This window comes from Streptomyces sp. NPDC021096, assembly GCF_040641275.1.
In the GTDB taxonomy this organism is placed as follows: Bacteria; Actinomycetota; Actinomycetes; order Streptomycetales; family Streptomycetaceae; genus Streptomyces.
In genome coordinates, this window is the sequence record NZ_JBFADG010000002.1 from 208,739 (window position 1) to 234,526 (window position 25,788).

Consider the following 25,788-nt stretch of genomic DNA (forward strand, 5'->3'; position numbering starts at 1 on the left):
GGCGGTCCCGCCCGCCCGCGACCGGTCCTCCCTACCGCGCGTAGGAACCGATGCCCACCAGGCAGTAGACGACCGAGCTGATGGTCCGGCCGCCCAGCGTCGTCCGGGAGGAGAAGGAGTACTGGGTCTCGGAGTCGTCCCGGCACCGGGACAGCTCGGTCGTCCCGTGGTACGCCTGGATGACCCGGTAGTGCGCGTCGGACGACGAGCAGGCGACGACGTCGACGTTCTTCACCTTCACCGGCGTCGTCGAGTCGGGCAGGGTCCCGTTGAGGCACGTCCCGGTGGTGTAGGGGGTCGGCGGGGCGACGGTCGGGTAGGTGCTCGCCGGTCCGGAACGGCCGTCGCCGTCGAGGGGGTTGAGGGAGCCGGGAGTTCTGCTGCCCAGGCCGGGTGCCGTGGTGGACCCGGCGGGGGACGGGGCCGTGGTGGCGGCACCCGGGCGGCCCGCTGTCGACGGGGTGGAATCGTCGCGCTCGGTCAGCATGACGACGGCGGCCAGGACGGCGAGCACCCCGAGGACGAGCAACGGCCTGGCCGCCGGTCTGCCGAGGAAGGAGGGCCGCCCGGCGCCCGGCGACCGCGGTGGCGTGCCGTGGAGGCGGATCCGGAGGATCGTCTCGCCTTTGTCGGTGGAGACCCTGATGAGACTGCCGTCCTGCACCGGTGGAATGCGGACGTTCACCGTCCCCCTGGGGAGGGCGACGGCTCTGGTGACTCCAGAGGCCGCCTCTTCAGGGGTCAGCCAGAGGGTGACTTCCGTGGGCATCGCTCGCTCCGTAAGGCTTGAGGACTACGAAGCCTAAGCGCGCGCAATGAAGCATGAATGAAACCGGAGTTGGGGCGCTAGGCGGAGGAATGGAGTCCGCAAAAGCGCCGGTCGGCAGCGGTGTGCTGCCGTGTGGAATAGATCATAGGAAGTCATGTGAGGGCCTGATAAGTTCCCGCCTGACCATCAAGGGGGGACTGGTCCATCTGGGGACCCCTTTGCCTTTTTGCATGTCACGAGGGGGATTTGTTTCGCATGCTCGGTAAGAAGACCGCGATTCGCGTGACCGTAGCCGCAACCACCATGGCCACCCTGGGCATTGCCGTTCCGCAGACCGCCATGGCCGTCTCCGGCGACGCGCCGAAGGCGCCGACCACGGTCGGCTCGGTCCAGTTCGCCCCCAAGGCCTCGGCGAAGACGAAGAGCATCGTCGCCGCCGCCCCCCAGGCCGCCGCGGCGGCCGGAAACGTCTGCGGCGCCGACTACAACGAGTCGGTGTACGCCGAGCGCCTGCCGTCCGCGACCGCCCGGTACGCGACGCTGTACCTGTGGACCAACGGCAAGGAGAGTGGCCCCTCGTACTACGACAAGCCGATCTGCGCCGTCCTGTGGAACGACACGGGTGCCAAGCAGTACATGGGCATCCGGCTCAAGGACAACTACACCGACACCCCGCACACGGAGAACTTCGGCACTTTCTCCACTTACGCGGGCCCCGTCTACCAGAACCGCGGCTGGTGCGGCGAGGTGTACTCGTACATGAAGAAGGGCGGCAGCGTCGTCATCGACACCGTCCGTGGCGTCGGTTCCTGCAACTAGCAGCCCGTCTTGTCGACTGTCGTAGAGAGGACATTCATGCGTAAGACCCTCGCTGCCGCCGCCCTCGCGGCCAGTGTTCTGGCCGGAGGCATCGTCTTCGCGGCGCCGGCTTCCGCCGTCGGCTCGTGCTCGGACTCCTTCAAGGACCAGTTCGACGTCATCAACCCCGGCAACAAGCCCGACCAGACCTACTACATCGAGAACTGCGCCGACGTCACCAACGGCAAGGTCACCGGCCACAGCGCGACGAGCTGGCAGATGCTCGACCTGCAGGCGATCGACCTCGGCAAGCGGTTCACCTCTTTCAAGATCACGACGAGGCTCGAGGCGCGGTCGGGCCCGACGGCCCCCGACGTCGACAAGGTCATCACGTCCAAGACGTGCGACCTGACCGAGCTGGTGAACAAGCACTACGAGTACGGGGCCACGGACCGGAGCGCCTCCACGTGCGCGGCACCGGCGGCCACGTACGACAAGAACCTGTGGTGGTCGACGGACTCCACCGTCGTCTACGACATCGAGGGCGACGGCAAGGGCCCCATCACGCGTCAGCTGACGGGCTCGCCGCTCCTGCACTGACCACCCGCCGGGGCCGTGAGCACTGCCCCCTCACGGCCCCGGCACCTCACGGGTGCTCGTGGCCCTGCTCCGGGTCACCGCGAGCAGGGCCATGTCATCGGTGATGCGGCCACCGGTGTGGCGGCCCACATCGGAGAGGACGGCGTCGAGCAGCGCGTCCGGTCCGGAGACCTCACGCCCGGCCAGGCCGTTCACGGGGTCGTAGAAGACCCCGGCCCGGTCGCGCGCCTCGGTGAGGCCGTCCGTGTACAGCAACAGGGTCGCCCCCGCCGGGAACGGCACCGTATCGGTCCGGTCCTCGCCGGCCTCCAGGTCGGCCATCCCCAACGGCAGCGTCGGATCGGACGGGGGCAGGCTGCGCACCGCGCCACCGTGCAGCAGCAGCGGCGCCGGATGGCCGCGGTTGATCAGCCGCAGCCCGTCGCCGGAGTGCGGGATCTCCGCCAGGACAGCGGTGACGAAACCCTCGATCCGCTCGATGCCCGCCCGCCGCTCGGCCTCCCGCACCATCGCCCGATCCACCCTGGCCGTGACCCCGGCGAGCGTGGGCTCCTCCTCGGCGGCCTCACGGAACGCCCCGAGCGCCACGTCCACCGCCTTGACCGCCTCCATGCCCTTGCCGCGGACGTCGCCGACCACACAGCGCACTCCGTACGGGGTGTCCTGCACGCCGTAGAGGTCACCGCCGATCTGCGCGTCCTTGACGGCCGACTGATAGCGCACGGCGATCCGCAGGGGCCCGATCGATGCGGGCGGCTCCGGCAGCACCGCGCGCTGCACGGCGAGGGCGATGCCGCGCGCGGACTGCAACCGCACGTCGCTGTAGTACATGAGGCGGCTGACGACGACGGCGAAGGCCGAGACGGTCGCGACCGCCGCCAGCTCGCTCCGCCCACCGGAGTCGTCCATGAGGCCGAAGTGGGTGAGCAGCGCGAAATCGGCGGCACACGCGCCGATGCCCGCCAGAATCGTGGCACGCAGCGACAGCAGTGCGGCGGCGGACATCGGCGCGGCGGTGTAGAGGGCCTCGGCGCTGAAATGCGGTGGGGTGTTGTAGTCGAGGAACGCGCCCACGGCGAGCAGCAGGGCGGGCACCAGCTGAAGGTGGCGCAGCCACCAGCGCTTCACAGCGCTGCCCCCCGCGCTCGGTGCCCTCACGTACCCGCTCCCGCTCTTCCGTGCCGTACGACACGCTCAAGCATCGTCGGGCCGGATTGCGGCTGCCAGTCATGGGGCGGCCGTATGGGTGCGGGGGCGCCCGGCGGCGCCGCCGCGGCACAGGCGGCGTAGTCACCCGGGAGCGGGTCGCTCCCCCTTCCGGCGGAGGCGGTCGGGACCGCGGGAGGAGGTGCCCGGCCGGGGCCGCTCCGTAGCGTCGGGGGCATGAAGTCACCGAACCTTCGACACCTTCGGCGTCGGCAATTCGTCGGTGCCCTCGGGCTCGCGCTGCTCGCTCCCATGGCGGGCGCGAGCGTCGCCGGGGCGGCACCCGGCGGTCGTACGCGCCCCGTGACCATGACGCTGCCGCCCCCCACCGGGCCGTACCCCGTCGGCACGGCATCCCTGCACCTCGTCGACCCGTCGAGACCCGATCCATGGCTCACCACCCGGTCCGCGCGCGAGCTGATGACGACCGTCTGGTACCCGTCCCTGCCGGTTCCGGGGCGACGACCGGCCCTGCAGCTGCCGCCCCACGTGGCGGCCGAATGGCAGCAGCTCGTGGAGACGAGGGAGGACTTCTCCGTCAAGCCGGGGGGCGCCGACTGGGCGGCCACCCGGACCCACGCCGTCACCGGTGCGCCGGTGAGGCGTCGGCCCGGAGGCCTCCCCGTGGTCCTGTACTCGCCCGGCCGGAACATGCCGCGGGGCTTCGGTACCGTCCTGGCGGAGGAACTGGCCAGTCGTGGCTGTCTGGTGGTGGCCGTGGACCACACCCACGAGACGATCGCCGTGGAATTCCCGGACGGCCGGGTGGCCCGTACCCAGGACGCGACCGAGACGGCGACACTGCGGGCCCTGGTCGACGTACGGGTGGCCGACGTCCGCTTCGTGCTCGACCGGCTGGAGACGCCGCACCGCGGCGGCGCCCCGGACGCGGACCGTCGTCCGCTGCCGTCCGGCCTCGCCGGGTGCGCGGACCTGACCGCCGTCGGCATGTTCGGCCACTCCATCGGCGGCGCCACGGCCGCCCAGGCGATGCACGACGACCCGCGCATCCGCGCGGCCGCCGACCTGGACGGAGCGGTCGGCGCGGGCGCGAACGCGATCGGCTCCGTGGTCGACGGCGGCCTGGACCGGCCGTTCCTCTTGATGAACAGCGTGCTCGGCAACAGCCGGGACGAGGTACTGGCGACCCTGTGGAAAAACCTGCGCGGCTGGCACCGCAACCTCCAGATACCCACCGCGGGCCACTACGCCTACACCGACCTGCAGGCCCAGCTCCCGCCGATCGCCGCGGCCGGGAACATGCCCGCGGACAGGCCGGCCGCACTCGTCGGCACCGTCGACCCCGCACGCTCCGTCCGTGCGCAACGCGCCTACCTGAGCGCGTTCTTCGACGTGCACCTGAGGCACCGCCCGGACCACGGTCTCTTCGACGGTCCTTCGGCTGCCCACCCGGAGGTCTCGTTCATCGACTGAAGCGGGACGTTGCGCCGATGCGTCAACCCCCTGGATGCAGGGATACCCCGTGCAAGGTCGACCTTCGATCCTTGGGAAGGCAAGTCCGCACCACTTCTTACTCTGCCGAAGGGGAACGAGATGAGCGGCAAGACGACCAGGGCGACGGGTACGGGGCGCGTCACGGGGCAGGCCGGACGGGTGGCCGTCATCGCGGCTCTCCTCGCGGTGGGGGCCGCCGCTCCGGCGGTGGCATCGACCGCCGGGGAGGCGGGAGCGGAGAGAGTCACCGCGGCCCGTAGCGTGGAGGTGTTCATGACCAACAGCACCAGATGCGACCTGGTGCTGATCACGGCGCGGCTCGACCACGGCGAGTGGACCCGACGCCCGCCCGCCTTCATCGAACGCGGCGACACCATCACATGGGAGTCCGAGTCGAACGGCGTCCTCACCGGCACCGAAGGCGAAGCGGACTTCGTCACCCAGGGCTGCAGGAACCCCGCCAACAACACCAAGCGGCTTCACCTGCACTGGAACAACCCGTACGTCGGTTCCAACTCCTATGACACCGCGGGCACCGACGGGGCGTTCCGCGTCACCGTCGTCGGAGGCAGCGGCAACCACGCGGGCGTCCAGTTCACCTTCATAGGATCCTGACACCGGCGCCTCGACCGCATGCGTGGGGGAGCGGACGGACGCGTGCGATCACCTTGAGACGTACCGGTGGTTTCACGACATGCTCTGCGCCCCCATGGGCCGACGGCCCGGCCACGAGTAGCCTCGTCTCCCGAGTCCGGGAGGCGAGCGTGGGCCGTAGCTGTGACACGAGCGCGCGGGTCGATGCGGTGTGCCACGCCATGCCGGGGGCCGCGGCGGAAGCCACCACCGTCCCCGAGCTGGGCGCCGGGATCTCCCGCCAGGTGGGCCGGGTCGTCCCGCACGACGGGTACACGCTCGTCGCCGTGGACCCGGTCACCCGCGCGTACGTCTTCAGCGTCGGAGAACACAGCTACAGCACCGGATCCCAGCGCCGCCTGGCGATCGAGGACGCCCACCGCCGCGACCGGCACTCCTTCACGCAACTCGTCAGCGGCCGCAGCCAGGTCGGGGTCTTCGGGTCCGGTTCGCCCAAGGGGCGGTACAGCGAGCACCAACACGACATCCTGGCCGCCGAGGGGTTCGGCAGCGAAATGCGCATCGCCCTGACGCACGGCGGCGTGCTGTGGGGCGGCATGGTCCTGCTGCGGGAGCGAAGCAGCACGCCGTTCCTGCCGGACGAAGTCCAGCAAGCCGAACGCCTGGCCCGGCACATCACCTTCGCCCTGCAGCGGTTCGTCTCCGGTAAACCGCTGCGCCCGATCCGCTGCGGAGTCGCACCGGGCGTCGCCCTCGTCGGCCGTGACTTCGAGGTCAAGGGCGTCACCCCGACAGGCCGTGACGCCCTGCGCGCACTCGTGCCCCCGCCCGGGCCCGCCGACGACGAGGAACTCTTCGCCCTCCTCTGGAACGTCACCCACATGGCCCGCAGCGCCTCCGGCCCGGCACTCAGCAGAATCCCCACGCCACAGGGGTGGATCGCACTCCACGCCCAGCTCCTCGAGGGCACGGCGGCGGGGGACGTGGCGGTCACGATCCAGCCCGCCGCCGCGGACACGCTGCTGCCGGCGGTCACCGCGTGGTACGGCATCACGTCCAGGGAACAGGCGGTGATCGAGCAGGCCCTGCAAGGCCTGCCCGTCAAACAGATCGCCCGCCGCCTCGACCTGTCACCGCACACGGTGAACGATCACTTCAAGGCCATCTACCGCAAGACCGGAGTCTCCGGCCGCGAAGAGCTCATCGTCTGTCTGTCCGGCTGACCACGGCCGACCGGTATCGCGTATCGCCGGTCGGCCGTACGCGCTCAGATCTCCAGGTGCCCCAGCACGGACCGCACCGCGTGCTTCACGGCGTCGCGCGTCTGCTCGGTGTGGTCGATCGTCTCGAACCCGTGGTGGGCGAGGGGTACGTCGATCACCTCGAGGTTGGCTGCGCAGTCCTCGGCGGCGGCCACGAACTCCGCGACCGTCGCCGCCAGCTCCGGGTGTTCCAGCCCCACGCGTGTCAGCACGATCGGCAACTCTCCCGCTGTACGGACGGCGGTCGCAGGGCGGAACCGGTCCTCGACGAGTGTCCAGTTCGGCAGCGGTGCGAGGATGGGGTAGGTCGCCGCGACGCACCGCAGCCACGGCGGGGGCGTCGCGAGCCAGTCGGCCGACAACAGCCCGCCGCCGGAGACGAACCACAGCGCGACGCGGTCCGCGTCGACGCGCGGATCCGCCCGTACGAGCTCGACCGCTGCCGCGACGTCCTCGGCGGCGCGCCCGTAGTCGCCGAGATCGTGCAGCCGGTGATCCAGCGTCACGCCGACCGCGCCGAGACCGGCCACGTACCGGCCGTAGCCGACGAAGGTCGGCCAGTCCCGTGGCGTCGGCTGCGCGCCGGGCGGGATCGGGCCGCCATGGACGAACACCACGGCCGGGCGAGGACCGTCGGCATCGGGGAGGTGGAGATCGACCCGTCCCACCCGCTCGCGAGGCCGCTCCGGTACGTCGAGCAGGAAGGACCGGAGGTGTGACGGCTGCTCGTCCTTCTTCGCGGACAGCCGGTGCCCTTCGCCCGCGGCGGCTCGCAGCAGTACGTCGGCCAGTTCGCCGGGAGCGGAGAGCATCGGCCAGTGCCCGGTGTCGAGCTCGAAGAAGCTCACCCGGGGGTCGACGAGCGCTGTGAGGCGAGGGTCCCCGAGCTGCACCAAGGACTCGATCAGGGCGATGCCCGGCCCACTGGCCGTGCAGAGGACGCCGGTCGTCGCCACCTCGGCGACCGCCCCCGACAGCCGGAGCGGCTGGGTGAGCGTGGCCGGCGGCTGCGGCGCGGCACGGCGGGTCAGCCGCTCGAGCGCGTCCGCGGGGACGCCGGCGACGCTGCCCCAGCGCTGCCACTCCTCGACGGCCGGCGGGGGCAGCAGCCAGCCGTCGTCCTCGGCCTGTTCGACCCGCTGCAGCAGCCGCTCGCGGACCGCCTCGTCGGGTACCAGATGGAGGGCCGGTTCGCCGTCCTGGGGCAGGGCCGTGTCCAGACAGACGATCCGCGCGATCCGCTCCGGCCGCCGGTCGGCGGCGCCGTACGCCGGGTAGACGCCGTAGCAGTGACCGACCAGCACCACGTCCGGCGCGTCCACCTCGTCGATCAGCCGCACCAGCTCCTGGACGTGCGCCTCCAGGTCCGTCCCCGGCTCCGCCGGACGGCGGCGCTCACCCATGCCGGTGAGCGTCACCGGATGCACCTCGGCCCCCGACTCCCGCAGCTGAGCGGCCACTTCTTCCCACACCAAGCCGTCGGTGTGGGCGCCGGACACCAATATGAATGCCGTCATGAACGTCTCCTTGCCTACCTCGGTCCACGCGTCCGGCCCGCCGGGGGCCGTCCGCGCTCACCGGTACGGTAGGAACTCCCCCAGGGGGAGATTCAAGCGACGGGCGTGACGTGTTCTCCTCAGTCCGAGTGCGTCCTACGGGCACGGGCCCATGTCACTCCGACCAAGGCCGAGGCCACGTACATCTGTACGGCGGTGATGAAGGGCACGTCGGCGGCCGGGCCGACGGGATCCGGGCCCTCGTCGCGGCCCCTTGCCGACGCGGCTCGCGACCGGGCCGCGCGCGGAGTCTCACCACCGCGCGCCCTGACACGCGCCTCCTCTTTTCAGCCATCTGGCGCGCACACTTCAAGCTCCGGTGGGGGCGCCGCCGGAGCGAAAACCGTCGCAGGACAACCAGCTCGGTGCGACGGCTCGCGCACAAGCGCCTTGGCTCGACCGCACGCCGCCCCACACGCCCTCGGCCCGCTGGGATCTCCCTCCACGGGCCGGCCCACGTTGCTGGACCCCCGGGGCTGTGGTGTCCGTGCGGCTGCCCCCGCCGCTCACCCCCAACTCGCCCGGCCGCCCACTATCCCAGGGGCGCCGGACGGAGAGGAGCACCCTGATGTACGCGAACCCCCTGCGCCGCGGCCTGGCCTGGCTGGCCTCGGTGGCGCTCATGTCCCTCGGCGTGGTCGGCCTGTCGGCCACCGCCGCCTCCGCCCTGCCCGCGCAGTGCACGGGAGCGGAGACCAGCGGCGCCGACAACATCGTCTGCCCGTTCCTGCTGCCCGGCCAGGTGATCAACAGCCTCGGCGGCAACGACACGATCACCATCCTGGCCGACGCCGGCGGCATCGTGAACTCCGGTGCCGGCAACGACATCATCACGGCAGGGGCTCTGGACACCCTGGCCGACTTCAACACCGGGACCGGCAACGACACCGTCCGCGTCCTCGGCAACCACGCCGGCCAGTCGATAGTCACCGGCGACGGCGACGACACGGTCGAGATCACCGGCAACAACTCCGGCCTTGTCGACACCGGGGCCAACGCCGACCGGTTCATCGTTCACGGCACGGTGCTCGCCGACGCCGCGTTCCTCGGCACCGGCAACGACTTCGCCAACATCAACGTCCTCGCCCTCAGCGCCAACGGCGGCAGCCTCCATGGTGGTGGCGGTGCCGACGAGCTGACCGTCACCACCTGCAACCTCAGCACCATCGCCGGCGAGGACGGCAACGACACCATCGACGTCACCGACGCCAACGGCTGCAACGTTCTGGGCGGCGCCGGCAACGACAACATCCACGAGGGCGCCGAGGCCACCGGCACCGTCGACGGTGGCGCCGGCAACGACACCTGTCAGGAAGACATCCCCTTCCTCGGCACCGAATCCAACTGCGAGGTCTGACGGGCTCCGAACGACCTGATGGGGCTGGTGCCCCCGTCCCGCGGCACTGCGCGGGACGGGGGCACCGGCATGAGCCCCAGCACCATCCGATTCTCACGACCACAACAGCGGCGGCGGTGCGGTACCGCAGGACACCGATGAAGGATCTGGTCTGGGAAGCGGTACTGACGTGAGGTGACCGGCACTACAGATTGCGTCTGCCGGATTGCGTCGAACCGGTCATCTTGTGACGGGCAGCGTGCCTTCCTCCGCCTACCGGGGAATTCAGTGCGAGCGCAGAGCGTCGACGCAGGAGCAGAGAGGACCCGGTATGAGCGATGACTTCGTCCTGGACGTCACCAGAATCCGTGACGAGGCGAGGCGGAAGATGGAAGCGGGCCCCGTCACCGGCACCTACGGCGTCGACAAGGAACGGGTCATCGGCATCCTCAACGATGTCATCGCCACGGAGGTGGTGTGCTGGCTGCGCTACACCCGCCATGCCATTTCGGCGACCGGCATCGACCGGGCACAGGTGACGGCGGAATTCACCGAGCACGCCGCGCAGGAGATGCAGCATGCCATGCGGGCGGCCGAAAGGGTCTCCCAACTGGGCGGTGAACCCGATTTCGACCCGGCGACCCTGGTGCAGCGGGCCCATACCGACTACACGACCCCGTCCCCGAACGACCTGACGACGATGCTCGAACACAATCTGCTCGCCGAACGGATCGTCATCTCGAGCTATCAGGAGATCGTCCGCTGGCTGTCGGACCGCGACCCCACCACGCGCCGCCTGCTGGAGTCGATCCTCGAGCAGGAAGAGGAGCACGCCGACGATCTCCTCGACCTGATCGGCACCTGAGGCCGCTGTCCTGCTCGAGCCGGAGGCGGCGGGCTCCGGCGTCAGCTGATCCCGGAGGCGGTGGGCGCGCCCGGGAGGCGTTGGACGGCGACCATGGCGGCGTCGTCGCCGAGGGATCCGCCGCAGTGGGCCAGGAGGTCCTCGCACAGATGCCGCAGGAGGGCCTGGGGCCCGTGCCCGGACCAGGCCGCGATCCGTTCGGACAGCGGGTAGAACGTCCCGGTGTCGTCGCGGGCCTCGATGACGCCGTCCGTGTACAGCAGCACGACGTCGCCGGGTTCGAACCCGTAGGACTCCACGGCGATGTCGGCGGGGGCGAACTCGATGAGGCCGAGCGGGGGCGCGGGCTGACGCACCTTCAGTGGGGTGACACGGCCGTCGCGCAGCAGCAGGGGAGGGGGATGCCCGCAGCTGATCAGGTGCAGGGACGGCTCGAGGTCCGGGACGTCCAGCACGGCCGCGGTGATGAAGGTCTCTCCCTGGTCGGCGCGCTCGTCTCGCGACGCGCCGGGGACACCCAGGTCGGAGGAGACGGCTCCTTCGAGGTCGGCGACCAGGACCGGCAGCTCGGCCTGCCGGTGCGCGGCGGCCCGGAATGCCCCCAGGACGAGCGCGGCGTCACCGATGGCCTCCAGTCCCTTGCCGCGTACGTCGCCGATGACGAGCCGGGTGCCGTGGGCGGTGCGGGTGACCGCGTACAGGTCGCCGCCGATCTGCGCCTCGGCCTCGGCGGCGAGGTAGACGGACGCGATCCGCAACGGGCCGATCCGCTGCGGGAGCGCCCGTAGGAGCACCCCTTGGGTCGCCTCCGCCACCGATCTGAGCTGCGTCATCTCCTTCTCGTGCCGCTCGCGGTGGTGGGCGAACAGGGTCACGATCGCCGAGATCAGGATCAGGGCGGTGATCTGGAGGGTGTGGTTGAGGTCGGTGAGGCTGGTACGGGCGACGGCGACGATGGACTGGGCCGCGACGGCCACCACACCGATGAATCCCGTCATCAGCGGCCCGCCGAACGACGCGGTGATGGCGGGCGCGGCGACCAGGAGGGGACCGAGGTGCACTTCGGGCGGGGCCAGGATGTCGACCACGGTGACGACCAGGACGAGGAGAAGCGGTACCGCCACCAGGGCACGGCTTCGCTGCCGGGGCCATCGGTGAGCCCCGGGGAGTCGCCGCAGGTCCATGGCTCCTGCTTACACCAGGTGTGAGCGGAAAACGTGCCGCCACGGCCATCGGCTTGGTCAGTGGCGCGGTGTGATCTCCTTCGGGCCGTAGAGGGCCGCGGCCTCCCCGGTGATCAGAGCCCAGTAGCGGTCGCCAAAGGACCAGTGCCACCATTCCGTCGGGTAGTTCACCAGGCCCGCAGCGGTGAGCACAGAGCTCAGCAGCTTCCGGTTGGTGCGGGCCTCCTCGCTGATGTTGAGGGCGTGGGTGTAGCAGGCGCCCGCACTCTCCTCCGGGTCCGCGTTCATCCGTGTGCCCAGGTCCAGCTCGCGCCCGCTGGTGTCGGCCAGGGTGAGGTCGACGGCCGCGCCGGCACTGTGCGGGGCGATGTCGGGCGGGGACACATAGCGGCTCGCCGCCGAGTGGATCTGCTCGTCGGACCACTCAGGCCGGCCGGCACGCAGCTGGTCGGCGTACTCCTCGAAGTATTCCCGCTGGAGCGAGGGCGGCCGGTACCCCTCGACGAACAGCAGCCGCAGGCCCCGCGGAAGCATCTCCTGGGCCTCGAGCAGCCGGTCCAGCACGCCGTCCCGCAGGTACGCGAAGGCATCTGCCGGGTCCTGCTTGCGCGCGTCGACCAGCAACGAGCCGCCGCGGCGGACGTCCACGAGACGTTCGCCGCATTCCGTAACGGGTATCGCGGCGACCTTCGGGTCCGACATCAAGACGATCTCATTCATGACGCGATCATCTCGCACGCCTCAACCCGGCGAACCTTCCCCGTCGGAGCACTGGCGGGGTCAGTCGGATTCGAGGCCGTCGACCAGGCGGTCCAGGAACCGCGTGAACGTGGCCTCCGGGGTGGCGGGACGTGGGGGCGCGGAGAGGACCTCGGCGAGCTCCGGGTGGTGGCCGTCCGCGGCGACGGCGGCCAGGTAGCGGGCCTCGGCCTCGATCCTCTCGGGTGACCGCGCTGCCGCGGCCTGCGCGATCTCATGGGCGACGTGCGCGGCGACGAAGCCGGTCAGCTGGGCGAAGACCTCCAGCTTCGCGGCGCCGTCCAGCCGGGTGGGCCGCAGGGCGGCGAGTGCGCGTTCCAGGAAGGCCAGGGTGTTCGGGCCGAGGGTCCGGCGGGCGGACAGTGCGGCCGGGAGCCAGGGGTGACGGAGCATGAGGGCGCGCTGGAGATGGCCGATGGCCTTCAGGTCCGTACGCCAGTCGCCGGTGAGGGGATCCGTCGTCGGGAGTTCGCCGCTGACGTGGTCGACCATCAGCTCCAGCAGCGTCTCCTTGTCGGGGGCGTAGCTGTAGAGGGACATGACACCGGCCCCTACCTCGGAGGCGACCCGCCGCATGGTGACCGCCTCCAGCCCCTCGGCGTCCGCCAGGGCGACGGCCGCGGCCGTGATCGCCGTGCGGCTGAAGGCGGGTTTGCGTCCCCGGCCGGGTCGGCCGGTACTCAGCCAGAGCTGTTGAGGGTCGACGCCTGCGGAGCCGGCCCGGTCGCCACGGGTCACGATCTTCTTGTTCCTCTTCTGGACGTTCTGAACATTATGGGCGTTTGGGTGGTCTGGGTGCGGTGGGCGCTGGTCGCTCGGGTGCGGGAACCATCCAAGCATCCGTTATTCTCGTACATCGTACGGAAATAACGGAGGGGTAGCCATGCCAACGCACACGTACGACACCGCCTCGAGGACCGACTGGACCGCACCGACGACGAAGCCGCCGTTGTCCTCACGGATGATGAGGGCGACATGGCGCGGCCTCCCGGCCAAGCGGCACGACGTGGGCTGGGAACCGGGGCTCGTGGTACCGGCCGCGGACGGCAGCCCCCTGCGCACGGACCACTACTTCCCCCGCGCGCAGGGCGACTTCCCCACCCTCCTCGTGCGCTCGCCCTACGGCAGGGGCCTGCCGTGGTCACCCATGTACGGCATGCTCTTCGCCGAACAGGGCTTCCACGTCGTACTGCAGAGCTGCCGCGGCACCGGCGGATCGGGCGGCCGGTTCGACGTCTGGCGCGACGAGGCCGCCGACGGGCAGGCCACGGTGGCCTGGCTGCGGGAACAGCCCTGGTTCAACGGAACCCTGGGCACGGTCGGCCCCAGCTACCTGGGCTACGTACAGTGGGCGCTCGCCCTGGACCCGCCGCCGGAGCTGAAGGCGATGGTCGTCCAGGTCGGCCTGCACGATCCCCACGCCCTCTTCCACGCGGGCGGTGCGTTCCACCTGGAGAACGCCCTCGCCATCGGCGCCGGCATGACCTACCAGCACCAGGGGATCGCGCCCCTCGTGAAGGCGACGCTGCGCCTGCAACGCCGTCTGCGCGACATCACCACCGCGCAACCGCTGCGCGGGGCATACGTCTCCGCCCTGGGCGAAGTGCCCTGGCTGGACAGTGTGATGACGCACCCGGACGCCGACGACCCCTACTGGCACGGCACGGACACCGGCAAGGCGGCGGAGCGGCTGAGCGTGCCCACCGCCCTGATCGGCGGATGGCGCGACCTGCTCGCCGACCAGACCTTCGAACAGTACGGCCGACTGCGTCGGGCCGGATGCGAGACCGCCCTGCTCGTCGGCCCCTGGACCCACACCTCCGCGATGCAAAAGGGCTGGCCCGAGGTGTTCGCCGAGACCCTCGCCTGGCTGCGCGCCCACCTGTGCGACGACCCCTCCGGTCTGCGCCCCACCACGGTGCGCGTGCACGTCGGCGGCGAAGGCGCGTGGCGGGACCTCGACGACTGGCCCCTGTCCACCCGTACGGCTTCCTGGTTCCCCACCCCGGACGGACACCTCATCCAGCAGCCCCCCACGGACAGCGCACCCCTGGCCTCCTTCCGCTACGACCCGGCCGACCCCACCCCCTCCGTGGGCGGCCCCCTGCTCTCCCGTGCCGCAGGCCCACGCGACAACACCGCCCTGGAGGCACGGGAGGACGTCCTGACGTTCACCGGTCCACCGCTGACCGAGCCCGTGGACATCCTCGGCCCGGTCTCCGCACGACTGCGGATCTCCACGGACACCGGATACGCCGACGTCTTCGCCCGCCTGTGCGACGTGGACGCCCGAGGCCGCTCCACCAACATCTGCGACGGCCTGTCCAGCCTGCACACCGCCGGGCAGGAACCCTCGGAGATCACCGTGCCGATGAGCTCCACCGCCCACCGCTTCGCCGCCGGCCACCGCATTCGCCTGCAGATCAGCGCAGGCGCCCACCCGCGCTACGCCCGCAACCCCGGCACCGGGGAGCCGTCGGCCGAGGCCGCCGGCTTCAAGCCGATCCGCATCACGCTGCACGCGGACTCGGAGCTGACTCTTCCCTGGACCCTGGAGGGTGAGGTGACAGCGGGCTGAGCCGGATTCGTTCATGCGTTCTATATCTGGCAGGATGTGAGGGTGTCGATGGAACGTGAAGCCCCTCCAGGATCCGGTGCCCAAGACGCTGGGCCTTGGCTACGAGCTCCAGGGATCCCCGATGATCTGCTGAGGGCGAAGTCGCTGGCGTACGACCTGAGCGGGTTCACGTGCTCACAGCCGGTCCCCGAAGCGGAGAGTGCCGAGTACGGGGCGTGTTCGTTCACGCTGGACGGCCTCGCGGTCCGGTTCCGGGTGGCCAAGACGACCCCGACGAAGGTCGGCCAGTTCGTCACGGTCTGGAAGAGGTCCGCGAGCGGCCCGATCCAGCCCTTCGACGCCGAAGACCCCGTTGACCTCTTTGTCATCAGCACGCGCGAGGGCGATCGGTTCGGACAGTTCGTCTTCCCGCGAGAGGTACTCCGCGCACGGGACATCGTGTCCACGAACGGTGCCGGAGGGAAACGGGGATTCCGTGTGTACCCGCCGTGGGTGACGACCACCAACCGCCAGGCCCGCAGCACGCAGGCCTGGCAGGTGGACCACTTCCTCCAGCTGCCGGAAGACGCGCCCATCGACATTCCCCGCGCCCACGAGCTCTATCACCCTCGCGGGTGACCTGTGCGGGCGCCGCGTGGCCGGCCGCGCAGCCCCCCATCGAGTCACGCTCGTGGGCGCCCGCGCACAATTGGTGGTACAGCGCTGCCGCCCGAGCGCAGTGCCACAACGGAGAGTTGACATGCAGAGCACGAACGGCGCCCTCGTCATAGCCGTGTTGGTCGTCGCCCTGGTGGTGCGACGGCAGCTGCGCACCCGCCCGGTGCGGCGCATCGGCTCGCTGATCACCCCGGCGGTCCTCGGCGTACTGGGCGTCTCGGGGATCGCCTTCGGTATTGCCTCAGTGGTCAAGGACCGCCCGCTGGCCGCGTTGCCTGTCGTCCTCCTGGTGGCGAGCCTGGCCGTCGCGGCGGGCTTCGGCGCGGCCAGGGCACGGACCGTACGAGTCTGGCGCGGCCCCCAGGGCGAGGTGCTGCGCAAGGGGACGGCGGCCACCACCGGGCTGTGGGTGGCCTCCGGGTGTGTGCACCTGGGGCTGGGCTTGTGGATCGACCACGCGGCCAGGGCCGGGGTGTTGGGGACCGCGTCGCTGTACGCGTACCTGGCGATCGGTCTGGGGGCGCAGAACCTCTTGGTACGCGGGCGGGCCGCCGCGCTGTGACCTCACCCCGCCCGCGGCCACGTCGGCTCGTCAGTAGAAGAACTGAGGCAGGTCGTCCAGCGATCCGGGGCCGGTGAAGAAGCCTTCGGCAGCGGCCAGGTCTGCTCCGAACCGCGGGTGCAGGTCGTTGATCGCCTGCTCGAGGGTTCTGTCCCGCAGTGGGTCGCAAGGGGCGGCCGCGTTCATCATGCGGGCGGTGCCCAGAAGCAGCTCCTGCCAACGATCGCCCTGCTCGGCGAGCGCGTAGATGCCCGAGAGCAAGTCGGCGATACCGGCGGGGCGGTCCAGGGCCCGTGGGTCCGTACCCGTCACCGGGGACAGCTCCCAGCCGCCGGCCCGGGCGGCGAGCCGGAGCGCACCGGCCCAGTTGCGGATGCGCCCCACCCGTACGTGCAGGGAATCCCCCGTGTGTGGCGGCAAGGTACCACCGTGCAGGGGATTGGTCGCAGCCACCAGGTCGTCCAGGACGCGGCGCTCCGTCTCGGTGAGCACCCACTCGCCGTCCTGCTGGGCACCGATGGCGGCGCTGAACCAGTCCTCGGCCGCAGTCAGGCGCGACGCGAAGTCGGCCGGATCGTGGCAGGCCGGACGGGAGGGGGCTGTGGTCATGGCGGACAGTATCGCCTGCCGTTCCGGCGCGCGCCCCGAGTGGCCTCATGTCCTCGGGGAAGGTGGCCGGCCCCACGGCGCCTCCAGTGCCGACCGCAGGGCGTCGACCGGCTCCCGGCCGATCCGCTCGGCGAGCTGTTCCTCCAGCCGTTCGAGGATGACGCCGGCCTGCTGGTGCGCGCGTTCCCCTTCCTCGGTGCGGCGGATCAGCCGCTGCCGGGCGGAGGCGGGGTCGGGGGCCTGTTCGAGGAGGCCGGCGGCGACCAGGCCGTGCACGGCCTGGTGCGCGGTCTGCCGGGTGACGCCCATGCGCCGGGCCAGCTCGGACACCGTGGTGCCGTGGTCGTCCAGCACGGCGAAGAGCTGCGCCTGCGTCGGGGACACCGGTGTCGCCCCGGCCGCCTCCAGAGCTGTCAGCAGTCCCTCTTCGAACCAGCGCCGGGCGTCGCTGAACAGCTGGGGGAGGTTGCGGCGGGTGGACTGCATGGGTTCCTCACGGTCGGCTTGCCTGCTGACACCCTCTCATGTCAGGCTGCCTGACATTCGCGAGGTCGATCCGATCCTAGGAGCCCCCATGACCATCGAGTACGCCACCCGCTACCGACGCGCCTCCCGCATACCCGCCGACCCGGGCAAGCCCTACTTCATCGAGAAGGGCGAGGGCGACCGCGCCCACCTGTTCGGCGACCTCATCACCATCTACGCCGGCGGCGAGCAGACCGAGAACACCTTCAACTTCTTCACCGTCGAAGGCCCCAAGGGCGACCTCATCCCCGCCCACCTGCACCCCGACACCCACGAGGTCTTCTACGTCACCCAAGGCGCCGTACGCCTGTTCGTCGAGGACGCCGAGGGCAACCAGCAGGAGAAACTGCTCACCCCCGGCGACTTCGGCTTCGTACCCAAGAACTGCCCGCACGCCTACCGCATGGAGCGCCACCACAGCCAGGTCGTCGGCGTCGCCGCCGGCCCCGGCGGCACCTTCGAGCGGTTCTTCGAAAACCTCGGCGCACCTGCGGAAGAATTCGGCCTGCCGGGCCGTCCTGTCGTCCCGGAAGCCCATCGCTTCGCGACGGTCCCCGAGCGTTACGACGTGCGGTTCCTGCCCGACCACGAGTGGCGGGGCCGGTGAGTGAGGAGTGACTGACTCACGGGACGTCAGACCTGAAAGGGCCAGACCGAGACTCGGTCCCATTCCGTAGAGGATGTCCTCGTCCACGCTCCACTCGACAAGATGCCGGCCATCCGCTTGCTGCGGATCGCCGCCCCACAGCACGACGGCGGTTCCGAACGGGGCCTGAAGGATCGCCGACTGGTCATGACTGGAGGAAGTACCGCCCCGGGAGCGGCTGTCCGACGGGCCTCCACCGGGCACCCGCGGCCATGACCGAGGGGTGACATTTCCACCCTCCTCATGATCGACTCGCGTCGGGTTGCGCCCAGTACGGGTGCACATAACGCCGTAAGAGGGGGGCGCGTCATGCAGAGCGCGCTGACACAGGCCGTGCGGGCCACGGCCGGACTGACATTCGCCGTAGCCACCGTGGCCTGCGTATGGGAGCTCGCGAACGGGAAAGCGCCCGTTCCGCACACCGGGGTGCTGACGTGTGTCTGGGCAGCAGCACTCTTATCCATGGCGCGGCCCGTGTTGCTGCTGGTGTGCCGGCGGGAAGGGCGTCGCCTGCACCGTAAGCGTCTGCACCACCACTCCACCGCAGGCGTACCGCTGGACAAGGACCTGAGCCGGCAAGCCCGCAGGCGGCAGGAGCGGTTCGCGGAACTGCCCTCGTACTCCGGCCCAGAGGGGTGGGTCAAGGCGCGGCAGGTCGCCATATGGACGCTGGTGCTGCTGTGCTCCCTGACCGCCGCCACCTCCTCGTTCGGCCCTCCGGAGCCACCCGGCACACAGGTCGCCGCGTTGCACGCGGCGGGCGCCCGCGTCTCCACCGCCACCATCGCGGAGAAGCCCCGGATCACACACCGGCACCACGGCGACGAGGACGACGAACGCATCGTCACCGGATACACCGCTGACCTGGTCCTCTCCGTACACGGTGGCTCCGACCGTCTGACAGCACCGGACACGTACACCCCACGCGAACCCCACACGGGCCAGGAAGTCGCCGTCCTGTGGGCACCGGACGACCCCTCACTGGGCGGTCACGTCGGCGGCCGTCAGGAGCTGCTGCGGTACGCGGCCGGGGACTGGGGCGATCCGGTGACGGACACGGTCATGCAGTGGCTGCCGTGGGTGCTCTTCGTGATCGGCGTACTCGCGCTCGGCCTCCCGTTCTCCCTGATCCCGTACGGGAAGCTGCTACGCCAACTCGCCTGGTCCCCCCTGGCACAGACGGCCCACGCCGCCGCGGCCCTCGTCCTGGCCGTCGGCGTGACACCCGACCTGGCCGGCTGCAGCGCCACGGGGATGGCAGCGGTGTGCTCCGCTCTGGCGCCGTTCGTCCTCCCTGTGACGTACTTCTGCACCGGCGGCTGGGCTCTGTCGCGGATGCCGAGCGTGGAGTGACCGCCGGCAGTCGAGAGGTCGGCGCCTCGTAGGCCATGGCCACCAGTGAGCGGCCTGGCGGTGGTCATGCTCCGACGGGTTCGGCCGTCCCGGCTCGGTGCTGGGCGGCGGCCAGCACGGGATAGTCGGTGTATCCGCTCTCACCGCCCGTGTACATCAGGCCCTTCTCCCGCACCGGGTTGAGCGGTGCGCCGATGCGCATGCGTTCGACCAGGTCGGGGTTGGCCAGGAAGGAACGGCCGAGCGAGATCAGGTCGGCTCCTGCGGCGAGCAGCCGCTCGCCCTCGTGCCTGCCGCCGTCGGCGGGCAGCGGTCCTCCCCACCCCAGCACCGGATTGGCGATCAACGTGCCCGGCCAGCTCTTGCGGATGTCCTGGAAGAGGGGCTGGTCCGGGTCGGCGAACACGACGTGCAGATAGGCCAGGTCGGCATCGGCCAGTGCGGCGACGAGCGCCGGGTAGATGCTCTCGGTGTCGCCCTCCTCTATGCCGTTGACGGTGAGTCCCGGCGCGATCCGCACCCCTACCCGCTCGGGGCCGATCGCGTCGGCGACGGCTTGGACCACCTCGACGACGAACCGGATGCGCCCGGCCACCGAGCCGCCGTAGGCGTCGGTGCGGTGGTTGGTGCCCTTGGCCAGGAACTGGTGCAGGAGATAGCCGTTGGCGGCGTGTACTTCCACGCCTTCGAAGCCCGCGTCGATGGCTCGGCGGGCCGCCGCCGCGAAGTCGGCCACGGTGGAATCGATCTCGTCGATGGTCATCTCACGGGGGACGACGGCGGTCTGGCGTCCGCTGGGGGTGTGGATCGTCTCCGGGAGCGGGACCGGCGAGGGCGCGACCGGCGTGTGCCCGCTGTTGTCGGGGTGGCCGACCCGGCCACCGTGCTGCAACTGCAGGAACATCCGGCCCCCGGCGCTGCGCACGGCGTCGGTGACGCGTCGCCATCCGGCCACGTGCTCCTCGTTGTGGATCGCGGTGATGTTGGGGTAGGTCTGCCCCACGGCGTTCGGCGTGGAGGCCTCGGCGATGATCAGCCCCGCGGAGGCGCGCTGGGCGTAGTACGTAGCCATGATCGGCTGCGGGATGCCGTCGGCCGTAGCGCGGTTGCGGGTCATCGGCGCCATCACCAGGCGGTTCGGCAGGCGCAGGGCGCCGAGGCGGGCGGGCTCGAAGAGACGGGAGGGACGGGAGTCAACTGGTGCGTTCGTCATGCCGGTACGGTAGAAGGTGACATCAGTGTCAGGTTCAAGTCCTGAGTCGGCATGCGAGGTGGGAATGCGGATCGGTGAACTGGCTCGGCGCAGTGGGGTGAGCGAGCGTTCGCTGCGCTATTACGAGACGCAGGGGCTGCTCAGGGCCGAGCGTACTCCGGGTGGCCAACGGCACTACGGCGAGTGGGCGGTCGACCGGGTCATCCGCATCCAGGCGCTCTACGCCGCGGGGCTGAACAGCAAGAAGATCGCGCAGTTGCTCCCCTGCATGCGTGACGCGGACGGCGCCCCGAACGAGATGGCCACGCCACTGCTGGTCGACGAACTCACCGCGGAACGCGACCGCATCAATCGAATGATCAACGACCTGATCCGCTCCCGCGACGTCTTGGACGACGTCATCGACACGGCCTCGGCCGGAGTGCACGCCTCCGCCGTCTCACCGTGACCGCATCCCGGTGAGCTTGGCGCGCTTGTCATCGGCCATCCGGAGCGTGATGCCGAAAGACGTGGGACGCCGGTTTCCCGGACAGCCCCGAGCGACTGCCGGCGGTGGTGCAGGTGCTGTATCTGATCTTCAACGAGGGCTACACCGCCACCTCCGGGCGCGACCTGCAACGGGTCGAGCTGGCCGCGGAGGCCATCCGGCTCGCGCGCGAGGTGCACCGGCTGCGCAGGGGCTCGCGGTGAGTCCACGGGCACGGGCTGTCCATCCGGCCGCAGGTCCTCCGGAGCACCGACGGGCCCGACGAGACCGTCCTGGCCCTGGTCGCAGTCGCGGGTCGCGGTACACCGGCCGTACCACAGCCGGGGCCAAGGCCGCTCACTTCACAAGCCGCAGATCCACAAACCCCGGCTTGAACTCCGGCGCATTCGGTTCTGCTTCCACATTGCCGGGGCCGATGTCCTCGACCCGCCAGAGCTGCCCGGCGATCTCGAGGATGTCCCCGACACGGGCGTCGTCGTAGCTCGCCGCCTCGCCCCGATACGCGCCGACTCCGATGCCGGCCCGCTTCGGGTTGTCGTGGGTGTCATGGAGGATGACGCTCTAGCCCTCGCCCCCGGACTGGGTATGCGGTACGTGCCAGCGCAGCCGCCAGCGGCCAAACGCCGACCGCGACGAAGAGTCGCTCGCACTTCACCGGTGGGACCGTCCCGCCCGACGGCGCAGTCGGCCATAGAGGATGAAGGCCTCCATAGCCGCGAGCAGCCCGCCGACGGTCCAGGCATGCCCGGACGACAGCCCGTTGACGTCGTTGCTCAGCCTCGTCGCCAGCCAGTCCTCCGGGTCCACCACCAGAGTCACGTGCCGCCCCGGCTCGAAGTCCTCGTCACACCCTTGTGAGTCGTCGATCCTGTAGGTCAGATCCCGCCCGGAGTCCGACCGGACGACGGTGCAGGTGTGCCCCGTACCGTGCCTTCTGTGATAGCTGCTGATGTCGGCTATCACGGCCTCGTACCGGGTGCCGCGCTGATCCAGCACATAGTCGTCCAACGCAGGCCCGGCGAAGAGGGCGAAGGCGAACCCGAGGACCGCCACACACGTGCCGGGCCCCGCACCGCACAATGCCCCGGCCACGACCAGGACGAGCAGGAGGACGACGACGCTGCCCATCAGCAGCAGGGTCGACCCGCCCTGGTTGAGCCACCCGCAACCCGCCAGGATCAGGGGCGTGAGGACCACAAGACCGAGGGTGACGGGCCACCTGCGCGACGCCGTGGGGCTGTTCAGCCCCACCCCCTTCATCGGCGGGCCACTCGTCTGCGTCTGCGTCCTCACCGGCTTCACTTCCTTCCCGGGCTGTTCGAACTTTCGATCAAGGGGACATCCTCATCGACACGACTCCGGAGAGGAAATCTCGCTGGGGGTCGAGCAGGGCGGACGCCGCGGGGCCTGCGTCTGGCGTCAACGCACGACCGGCCCCCGTCCCCGATCGTGTCGGCGGGTACGAGCGTGTGCGCGAGCAGCGCCGGGTGCAGGCAATACCTCTTGCGGGTGAGTCGCCCCCTCAGGGGTGATCGAACGACCCGCCACACGCCTCGATCCCTGGTGCGCCATGGGCCACCGCCCCGCATCGAACATTCATCTGGCGATTCGCTCGGACTCCGCCGTGACGGGCCGCTGATCAGCCCCGTTTCTCCAGGCGTCGACAACGAGCCGCTACCCCTCGGAGGAGCCGTGGATCCCGTACTCGCCCTCAATACCCTTCATGCCGAGTTCGAACATCTCCCCGCGGGCCGCCGACCGGGTGGCCGTCCTCTCGGGATCACGGTTGACGGTTTCTTCGCCTGTGCTTTCGACTCCTCGCGTCCGGTGGCGAGGAGGGCCGAATGAACGGAACCCACGACCTTCCCGCCGGGCGTGGGCCTGCGCCGCACAGCCCGTCGGTCACGGATGCTGTGCTGACCGGACGCAGCGGCAAGAGCGCCGAGAACGTCATCGTCCTGCTGCAGCGGTGGAGCGACGGACGTGTCCTGGCCGTCCGCCGCGATGCCTCGTGCGCGCACGCGCCCGGCATGCTCACCGCCGTCGGCGGATACCTGGGGCACGACGAGTTCGCCGACCAGGCCACGCTGCGCAAGGCCGACGAGGAGGTCGGCGTGCGTCTGTCGCTGCCCGACCTGGAGTTCTGCCAGCTCGTGCACTACCTCGCCCCCGACGGGCAGCGACGGATCGGCATGGCCTTCACCGCCCGCCGCTGGGAGGGTGAACCGTACAACCGCGAACCGAGCCATACCGGCCTGTTCTGGGTGGACCCCGGCAACCCACCGCCCGACTGCCACCCCTACACCCGGGCCGTCCTTCAGCGCTTCGCCGCAGGGGCCCTCTACACGAACATCACCGCCCCTGTCGGCGAGGAGAGGTCGTGTCTGCCCAGCTGAACATCATTGGCTCCCGCCTGGTCTTCGAGCGAGACGGTCACGCCGGTGAGCCCCGGCTGATGGAGCCGGACCGGTGCACGCGCTGGCAGTGGTGGCCGCAGTGACCGAAGCCCTCTCGTCAGCCTTCTCGTCCCAAGTCCACGTCCGCGTCCCGTTCACACCGCTGGAGGCTGCTATGCGCCACCCGTCCGACACCGTCTCACCGCCCCTGGCTGCTGCGGGGAGGCGGGTGTGAACGAGGTACCCATCAACGGGATGCAGAGCGGCGGTACGGTGCCGGGCCCTCGCCGCGAGTTGTCGTTGCCTCCTGCTTCGGCCTCGGCGGCGCCCGAGGGGGAAGCGGTCGGTGATGAGCTCAAGAGTGCGTACTGGATGCAGTGGGACGGTGAAGCGGCCCGCACCAGCGTGTGGCGGATCCTGGGCAGGCTGCCGGCGATCAGCCGCAGGGTGCTGGGCCTGGCGTATCGGGCCGACCCGCGCGCCACCGTCATGGTCGTGGTGCTGCAGCTCGGGTCGGCGCTGATGAGCGCGTTCGGGTTGCTGGCCTCGGTACGGGTGCTCTCGGCGCTCTTCGCCCAGGGTGCGACGTCCGAGCGCATCCACAACGCCCTGCCCTCGCTCGCGCTGGTCGCGGGCCTGATGGCCGCCCAGGGGCTGCTCGACTTCGGTGTCGCGCGCGGCCAGGCCGCTCTGACACCGAAGGTCCGGCGTGCGGTGGAGCAGGAGTTCCTGCGGCTGAACTGCCATGTGCGCCTGGAGGCGGTCGACGACGCCGCTTTCGCCGACGAGGCGAACAAGGCCAACGACCGTGGCCTGTACTACATGCGGCAGGCCGTTCCGCAGCTGATCCAGCTCGCGCACGCCGTGCTCGGCCTGGTCGGCTCCGCCGGTGTCCTGGCGGTTCTGCACCCGGCCCTGCTGCCGCTGCTGGTGATCTCTGTCGTCCCGCAGGGGTATGCGGCGGTGCGTTCGGCGCGCCAGCAGTTCCTCTCCCACAGCCGCTACAGCACCCTGCAGCGTCGTATCCGTCTGTTCACCTGGTTGCTGCTCGACCGCGACTCCGCGCCGGAAGTGCGTGCCTCCACCGCGCAGCAGGCCTTGCTGGAGGAACACGAGCGGTTCGCCCGGCGGATCGAGGTGGAGGACACCCGGCTCGGCCGTGAGGAGGCCAACGTCTCCCTGTTGGGCCGGTCGGTCGGCGGCGTGGCGGTCGGTGCGACGTATGGGGTGCTGGGGTGGATGACGGCGACGGGTTGGCTGCCGCTGGCGGCCGGCGGTGGCGCGTTCCTGGCGATCCGCTCCAGCCGGGGCACGCTGGTGAGCGTCGTGCTGGCCATGCACCAGATCTACGAGCACGCCCTGTGGATCGACGATCTCGAGGGGCACCTGGAGCGCTGCCGCCGTCTCCAGCCGCACCGTACCGGCCGGTGCCTGCCGGACCAGGTGAAGGCCATCACCGTCACGGACGTCCACTACACCTACCCGGAGGCGGCCCGGCCCGCGTTGCGCGGGGTGTCGATGACGCTGTCGGCGGGCTCCACGGTGGCCTTTGTCGGGGCGAACGGATCGGGGAAGTCGACGATGGCCAAGCTGCTGGCCGGACTGTACACACCGACCGGCGGCACCATCTGCTGGGACGACCTGGAGGTCCGGGAGGTGGACGCCGAGAGCATCCAGGCCCGGGTGTCCATGGTGCTCCAGGCCCCCGTCGCGTGGCCGCTGTCGGCGCTGGCGAACGTCACGATCGGCGCGGGCACCATCACCGAGGCCGACCCGGAACGGGCCCTGGCCTCAGTGATCGAATCCGGGGCGGACCGCGTCATCGCCGGCCTGCCGCAGCAGTGGGCCACCCCGCTGTCCAAACGCTTCAAGGGCGGACAGGAGCTCTCAGGCGGGAACTGGGCCAAGGTGGCCGTGGCCCGCGGACTGTACCCGGACAGTTGTGTGCTGGTGCTGGACGAGCCGACGGCCAGCATGGACGCCCGCGCGGAGCACGCCGTCTACGACGCGGTCCTGCACGGTCCCCGTCGCCCGGACCGCATCACCGTCCTGATCTCCCACCGCCTGGCCAGCGTGACCGAATGCGACATGATCTACGTCTTCCGCGACGGGCGCGTCATCGAGTCCGGTGACCACCACACCCTCATGGCCCGCCGCACGGCCGCCGGCGAACCCGGCGAGTACGCACAGCTCTTCACCCTCCAGGCCGCCACCTACAGGGAGGCCGCGATCCCCGGCACCGAGGAGACTGGGTGATGCACCACGCCCCACGGGCCGGTGGCCGGCCCGCGCGGCGGCGGCCGGCAGCACGTCGTGTCGCTGTGCGAAATGATCTCGTGAGGTGACTCGGCCCCAGGGGATCCCGCGAGTCGTGATGA

The 25,788-nt window shown here is 70.6% G+C and carries 27 protein-coding genes and 1 pseudogene; 16 read left to right on the top strand and 12 right to left on the bottom strand.

The window, feature by feature from the left end:
• Nucleotides 1-31: 31 nt before the first annotated feature.
• On the bottom strand, nucleotides 32-769 hold the full coding sequence (locus AB0G59_RS04550; protein WP_360907963.1) for a hypothetical protein: 738 nt from the start codon (nucleotides 767-769) through the stop codon (nucleotides 32-34).
• Nucleotides 770-1,051: 282 nt separating this feature from the next.
• Here AB0G59_RS04550 and AB0G59_RS04555 point away from each other — a divergent pair, with 282 nt between their 5' ends.
• Both AB0G59_RS04555 and AB0G59_RS04560 read left to right on the top strand, forming a co-directional pair.
• Nucleotides 1,052-1,588, top strand: coding sequence for a hypothetical protein (locus AB0G59_RS04555; RefSeq protein ID WP_360907965.1), 537 nt, complete (start codon nucleotides 1,052-1,054; stop codon nucleotides 1,586-1,588).
• Between the two features lie 36 nt (nucleotides 1,589-1,624).
• Nucleotides 1,625-2,167: a hypothetical protein gene (locus AB0G59_RS04560; RefSeq protein WP_360907967.1), complete on the top strand. Its 543-nt coding sequence runs from the start codon at nucleotides 1,625-1,627 to the stop codon at nucleotides 2,165-2,167.
• A gap of 30 nt (nucleotides 2,168-2,197) precedes the next feature.
• Here the strand turns inward: AB0G59_RS04560 and AB0G59_RS04565 are convergent, their stop codons facing one another.
• Nucleotides 2,198-3,325, bottom strand: coding sequence for a PP2C family protein-serine/threonine phosphatase (locus AB0G59_RS04565; protein WP_360907969.1), 1,128 nt, complete (start codon nucleotides 3,323-3,325; stop codon nucleotides 2,198-2,200).
• Nucleotides 3,326-3,550: 225 nt separating this feature from the next.
• Between AB0G59_RS04565 and AB0G59_RS04570 the strand changes: the two genes are divergently transcribed.
• The 3 genes from AB0G59_RS04570 to AB0G59_RS04580 all read left to right on the top strand — a co-directional run bounded on the left by AB0G59_RS04570 (nucleotide 3,551) and on the right by AB0G59_RS04580 (nucleotide 6,645).
• The gene (locus AB0G59_RS04570) at nucleotides 3,551-4,807 is read left to right on the top strand and encodes a hypothetical protein (RefSeq protein WP_360907971.1); all 1,257 of its coding nucleotides are present in this window, start codon (nucleotides 3,551-3,553) and stop codon (nucleotides 4,805-4,807) included.
• 120 nt (nucleotides 4,808-4,927) lie between these two features.
• The gene (locus tag AB0G59_RS04575) at nucleotides 4,928-5,443 is read left to right on the top strand and encodes an aegerolysin family protein (RefSeq protein WP_360907973.1); all 516 of its coding nucleotides are present in this window, start codon (nucleotides 4,928-4,930) and stop codon (nucleotides 5,441-5,443) included.
• Nucleotides 5,444-5,592: 149 nt separating this feature from the next.
• Entirely contained in the window at nucleotides 5,593-6,645 is a 1,053-nt protein-coding gene (locus tag AB0G59_RS04580) for a LuxR C-terminal-related transcriptional regulator (protein WP_360907975.1), read from the top strand.
• A gap of 44 nt (nucleotides 6,646-6,689) precedes the next feature.
• Here the strand turns inward: AB0G59_RS04580 and AB0G59_RS04585 are convergent, their stop codons facing one another.
• Both AB0G59_RS04585 and AB0G59_RS04590 read right to left on the bottom strand, forming a co-directional pair.
• Nucleotides 6,690-8,201, bottom strand: a complete 1,512-nt coding sequence (locus tag AB0G59_RS04585) for an alpha/beta fold hydrolase (protein WP_360907977.1) — start codon at nucleotides 8,199-8,201, stop codon at nucleotides 6,690-6,692.
• Nucleotides 8,202-8,320: 119 nt separating this feature from the next.
• On the bottom strand, nucleotides 8,321-8,386 hold the full coding sequence (locus tag AB0G59_RS04590) for an SCO3870 family protein (RefSeq protein WP_360908614.1): 66 nt from the start codon (nucleotides 8,384-8,386) through the stop codon (nucleotides 8,321-8,323).
• A 422-nt stretch (nucleotides 8,387-8,808) separates the two neighbouring features.
• Between AB0G59_RS04590 and AB0G59_RS04595 the strand changes: the two genes are divergently transcribed.
• Together AB0G59_RS04595 and AB0G59_RS04600 are read left to right on the top strand one after the other, a co-directional pair.
• Nucleotides 8,809-9,597, top strand: coding sequence for a hypothetical protein (locus AB0G59_RS04595; protein ID WP_360907979.1), 789 nt, complete (start codon nucleotides 8,809-8,811; stop codon nucleotides 9,595-9,597).
• Between the two features lie 310 nt (nucleotides 9,598-9,907).
• Nucleotides 9,908-10,441: a ferritin-like domain-containing protein gene (locus AB0G59_RS04600; RefSeq protein ID WP_360907981.1), complete on the top strand. Its 534-nt coding sequence runs from the start codon at nucleotides 9,908-9,910 to the stop codon at nucleotides 10,439-10,441.
• A 41-nt stretch (nucleotides 10,442-10,482) separates the two neighbouring features.
• On the opposite strand, the gene AB0G59_RS04605 is transcribed toward AB0G59_RS04600, so the two are convergent.
• The 3 genes from AB0G59_RS04605 to AB0G59_RS04615 are packed head-to-tail and all read right to left on the bottom strand — an operon-like array spanning nucleotide 10,483 to nucleotide 13,122.
• A complete protein-coding gene (locus tag AB0G59_RS04605) occupies nucleotides 10,483-11,625 on the bottom strand; it encodes a PP2C family protein-serine/threonine phosphatase (RefSeq protein WP_360907984.1) in 1,143 nt (380 codons plus the stop codon).
• A 57-nt stretch (nucleotides 11,626-11,682) separates the two neighbouring features.
• Nucleotides 11,683-12,345, bottom strand: coding sequence for a M15 family metallopeptidase (locus AB0G59_RS04610; protein WP_360907987.1), 663 nt, complete (start codon nucleotides 12,343-12,345; stop codon nucleotides 11,683-11,685).
• A gap of 60 nt (nucleotides 12,346-12,405) precedes the next feature.
• Entirely contained in the window at nucleotides 12,406-13,122 is a 717-nt protein-coding gene (locus AB0G59_RS04615; protein ID WP_360907989.1) for a TetR/AcrR family transcriptional regulator C-terminal domain-containing protein, read from the bottom strand.
• 226 nt (nucleotides 13,123-13,348) lie between these two features.
• Here AB0G59_RS04615 and AB0G59_RS04620 point away from each other — a divergent pair, with 226 nt between their 5' ends.
• The 3 genes from AB0G59_RS04620 (at nucleotide 13,349) to AB0G59_RS04630 (ending at nucleotide 16,181) form a co-directional block, all read left to right on the top strand.
• Nucleotides 13,349-14,962 carry a CocE/NonD family hydrolase gene (locus AB0G59_RS04620; RefSeq protein WP_360908616.1) on the top strand — a complete coding sequence of 538 codons (1,614 nt, stop codon included), beginning with the start codon at nucleotides 13,349-13,351 and terminating at the stop codon, nucleotides 14,960-14,962.
• A 48-nt stretch (nucleotides 14,963-15,010) separates the two neighbouring features.
• Nucleotides 15,011-15,580 carry a MepB family protein gene (locus AB0G59_RS04625; RefSeq protein WP_360907991.1) on the top strand — a complete coding sequence of 190 codons (570 nt, stop codon included), beginning with the start codon at nucleotides 15,011-15,013 and terminating at the stop codon, nucleotides 15,578-15,580.
• A 121-nt stretch (nucleotides 15,581-15,701) separates the two neighbouring features.
• Complete coding sequence (locus AB0G59_RS04630) at nucleotides 15,702-16,181, top strand: hypothetical protein (protein WP_360907993.1); 480 nt, start codon at nucleotides 15,702-15,704, stop codon at nucleotides 16,179-16,181.
• A 30-nt stretch (nucleotides 16,182-16,211) separates the two neighbouring features.
• Here the strand turns inward: AB0G59_RS04630 and AB0G59_RS04635 are convergent, their stop codons facing one another.
• Both AB0G59_RS04635 and AB0G59_RS04640 read right to left on the bottom strand, forming a co-directional pair.
• On the bottom strand, nucleotides 16,212-16,790 hold the full coding sequence (locus AB0G59_RS04635) for a hypothetical protein (RefSeq protein ID WP_360907995.1): 579 nt from the start codon (nucleotides 16,788-16,790) through the stop codon (nucleotides 16,212-16,214).
• A 45-nt stretch (nucleotides 16,791-16,835) separates the two neighbouring features.
• Entirely contained in the window at nucleotides 16,836-17,276 is a 441-nt protein-coding gene (locus AB0G59_RS04640; RefSeq protein ID WP_360907997.1) for a MarR family winged helix-turn-helix transcriptional regulator, read from the bottom strand.
• An 88-nt stretch (nucleotides 17,277-17,364) separates the two neighbouring features.
• On the opposite strand from AB0G59_RS04640, the gene AB0G59_RS04645 reads away from it, so the two are divergent.
• Together AB0G59_RS04645 and AB0G59_RS04650 are read left to right on the top strand one after the other, a co-directional pair.
• The gene (locus AB0G59_RS04645; RefSeq protein WP_360907999.1) at nucleotides 17,365-17,922 is read left to right on the top strand and encodes a quercetin 2,3-dioxygenase; all 558 of its coding nucleotides are present in this window, start codon (nucleotides 17,365-17,367) and stop codon (nucleotides 17,920-17,922) included.
• A 501-nt stretch (nucleotides 17,923-18,423) separates the two neighbouring features.
• A complete protein-coding gene (locus tag AB0G59_RS04650; RefSeq protein ID WP_360908002.1) occupies nucleotides 18,424-19,314 on the top strand; it encodes a hypothetical protein in 891 nt (296 codons plus the stop codon).
• Between the two features lie 64 nt (nucleotides 19,315-19,378).
• On the opposite strand, the gene AB0G59_RS04655 is transcribed toward AB0G59_RS04650, so the two are convergent.
• On the bottom strand, nucleotides 19,379-20,527 hold the full coding sequence (locus tag AB0G59_RS04655; RefSeq protein ID WP_360908004.1) for an alkene reductase: 1,149 nt from the start codon (nucleotides 20,525-20,527) through the stop codon (nucleotides 19,379-19,381).
• 64 nt (nucleotides 20,528-20,591) lie between these two features.
• Here AB0G59_RS04655 and AB0G59_RS04660 point away from each other — a divergent pair, with 64 nt between their 5' ends.
• Nucleotides 20,592-20,975 (top strand): MerR family transcriptional regulator, encoded by a 384-nt coding sequence (locus tag AB0G59_RS04660; protein ID WP_360908006.1) that lies wholly within the window; start codon nucleotides 20,592-20,594, stop codon nucleotides 20,973-20,975.
• A 71-nt stretch (nucleotides 20,976-21,046) separates the two neighbouring features.
• A pseudogene (locus AB0G59_RS04665) lies at nucleotides 21,047-21,199 on the top strand (DUF6596 domain-containing protein); the annotation flags it as partial.
• A gap of 151 nt (nucleotides 21,200-21,350) precedes the next feature.
• On the opposite strand, the gene AB0G59_RS04670 reads toward AB0G59_RS04665, so the two are convergent.
• Nucleotides 21,351-21,569, bottom strand: a complete 219-nt coding sequence (locus AB0G59_RS04670; protein ID WP_360908618.1) for a hypothetical protein — start codon at nucleotides 21,567-21,569, stop codon at nucleotides 21,351-21,353.
• Between the two features lie 96 nt (nucleotides 21,570-21,665).
• Complete coding sequence (locus AB0G59_RS04675; RefSeq protein ID WP_360908008.1) at nucleotides 21,666-22,307, bottom strand: hypothetical protein; 642 nt, start codon at nucleotides 22,305-22,307, stop codon at nucleotides 21,666-21,668.
• A gap of 551 nt (nucleotides 22,308-22,858) precedes the next feature.
• On the opposite strand from AB0G59_RS04675, the gene AB0G59_RS04680 reads away from it, so the two are divergent.
• Entirely contained in the window at nucleotides 22,859-23,410 is a 552-nt protein-coding gene (locus AB0G59_RS04680; RefSeq protein ID WP_360908010.1) for an NUDIX domain-containing protein, read from the top strand.
• Between the two features lie 231 nt (nucleotides 23,411-23,641).
• Complete coding sequence (locus AB0G59_RS04685) at nucleotides 23,642-25,666, top strand: ABC transporter ATP-binding protein (protein ID WP_360908012.1); 2,025 nt, start codon at nucleotides 23,642-23,644, stop codon at nucleotides 25,664-25,666.
• Nucleotides 25,667-25,788: the final 122 nt, after the last annotated feature.

Bases quoted from the DNA above. Each gene is read 5' to 3' on its own strand.
- AB0G59_RS04550 (WP_360907963.1), bottom strand. From the start codon at position 769: ATGCCCACGGAAGTCACCCTCTGGCTGACCCCTGAAGAGGCGGCCTCT.
- AB0G59_RS04560 (WP_360907967.1), top strand. From the start codon at position 1,625: ATGCGTAAGACCCTCGCTGCCGCCGCCCTCGCGGCCAGTGTTCTGGCC.
- AB0G59_RS04570 (WP_360907971.1), top strand. From the start codon at position 3,551: ATGAAGTCACCGAACCTTCGACACCTTCGGCGTCGGCAATTCGTCGGT.
- AB0G59_RS04575 (WP_360907973.1), top strand. From the start codon at position 4,928: ATGAGCGGCAAGACGACCAGGGCGACGGGTACGGGGCGCGTCACGGGG.
- AB0G59_RS04585 (WP_360907977.1), bottom strand. From the start codon at position 8,201: ATGACGGCATTCATATTGGTGTCCGGCGCCCACACCGACGGCTTGGTG.
- AB0G59_RS04595 (WP_360907979.1), top strand. From the start codon at position 8,809: ATGTACGCGAACCCCCTGCGCCGCGGCCTGGCCTGGCTGGCCTCGGTG.
- AB0G59_RS04600 (WP_360907981.1), top strand. From the start codon at position 9,908: ATGAGCGATGACTTCGTCCTGGACGTCACCAGAATCCGTGACGAGGCG.
- AB0G59_RS04605 (WP_360907984.1), bottom strand. From the start codon at position 11,625: ATGGACCTGCGGCGACTCCCCGGGGCTCACCGATGGCCCCGGCAGCGA.
- AB0G59_RS04610 (WP_360907987.1), bottom strand. From the start codon at position 12,345: ATGAATGAGATCGTCTTGATGTCGGACCCGAAGGTCGCCGCGATACCC.
- AB0G59_RS04620 (WP_360908616.1), top strand. From the start codon at position 13,349: ATGAGGGCGACATGGCGCGGCCTCCCGGCCAAGCGGCACGACGTGGGC.
- AB0G59_RS04625 (WP_360907991.1), top strand. From the start codon at position 15,011: ATGGAACGTGAAGCCCCTCCAGGATCCGGTGCCCAAGACGCTGGGCCT.
- AB0G59_RS04630 (WP_360907993.1), top strand. From the start codon at position 15,702: ATGCAGAGCACGAACGGCGCCCTCGTCATAGCCGTGTTGGTCGTCGCC.
- AB0G59_RS04635 (WP_360907995.1), bottom strand. From the start codon at position 16,790: ATGACCACAGCCCCCTCCCGTCCGGCCTGCCACGATCCGGCCGACTTC.
- AB0G59_RS04640 (WP_360907997.1), bottom strand. From the start codon at position 17,276: ATGCAGTCCACCCGCCGCAACCTCCCCCAGCTGTTCAGCGACGCCCGG.
- AB0G59_RS04645 (WP_360907999.1), top strand. From the start codon at position 17,365: ATGACCATCGAGTACGCCACCCGCTACCGACGCGCCTCCCGCATACCC.
- AB0G59_RS04650 (WP_360908002.1), top strand. From the start codon at position 18,424: ATGGCGCGGCCCGTGTTGCTGCTGGTGTGCCGGCGGGAAGGGCGTCGC.
- AB0G59_RS04655 (WP_360908004.1), bottom strand. From the start codon at position 20,527: ATGACGAACGCACCAGTTGACTCCCGTCCCTCCCGTCTCTTCGAGCCC.
- AB0G59_RS04660 (WP_360908006.1), top strand. From the start codon at position 20,592: ATGCGGATCGGTGAACTGGCTCGGCGCAGTGGGGTGAGCGAGCGTTCG.
- AB0G59_RS04680 (WP_360908010.1), top strand. From the start codon at position 22,859: ATGAACGGAACCCACGACCTTCCCGCCGGGCGTGGGCCTGCGCCGCAC.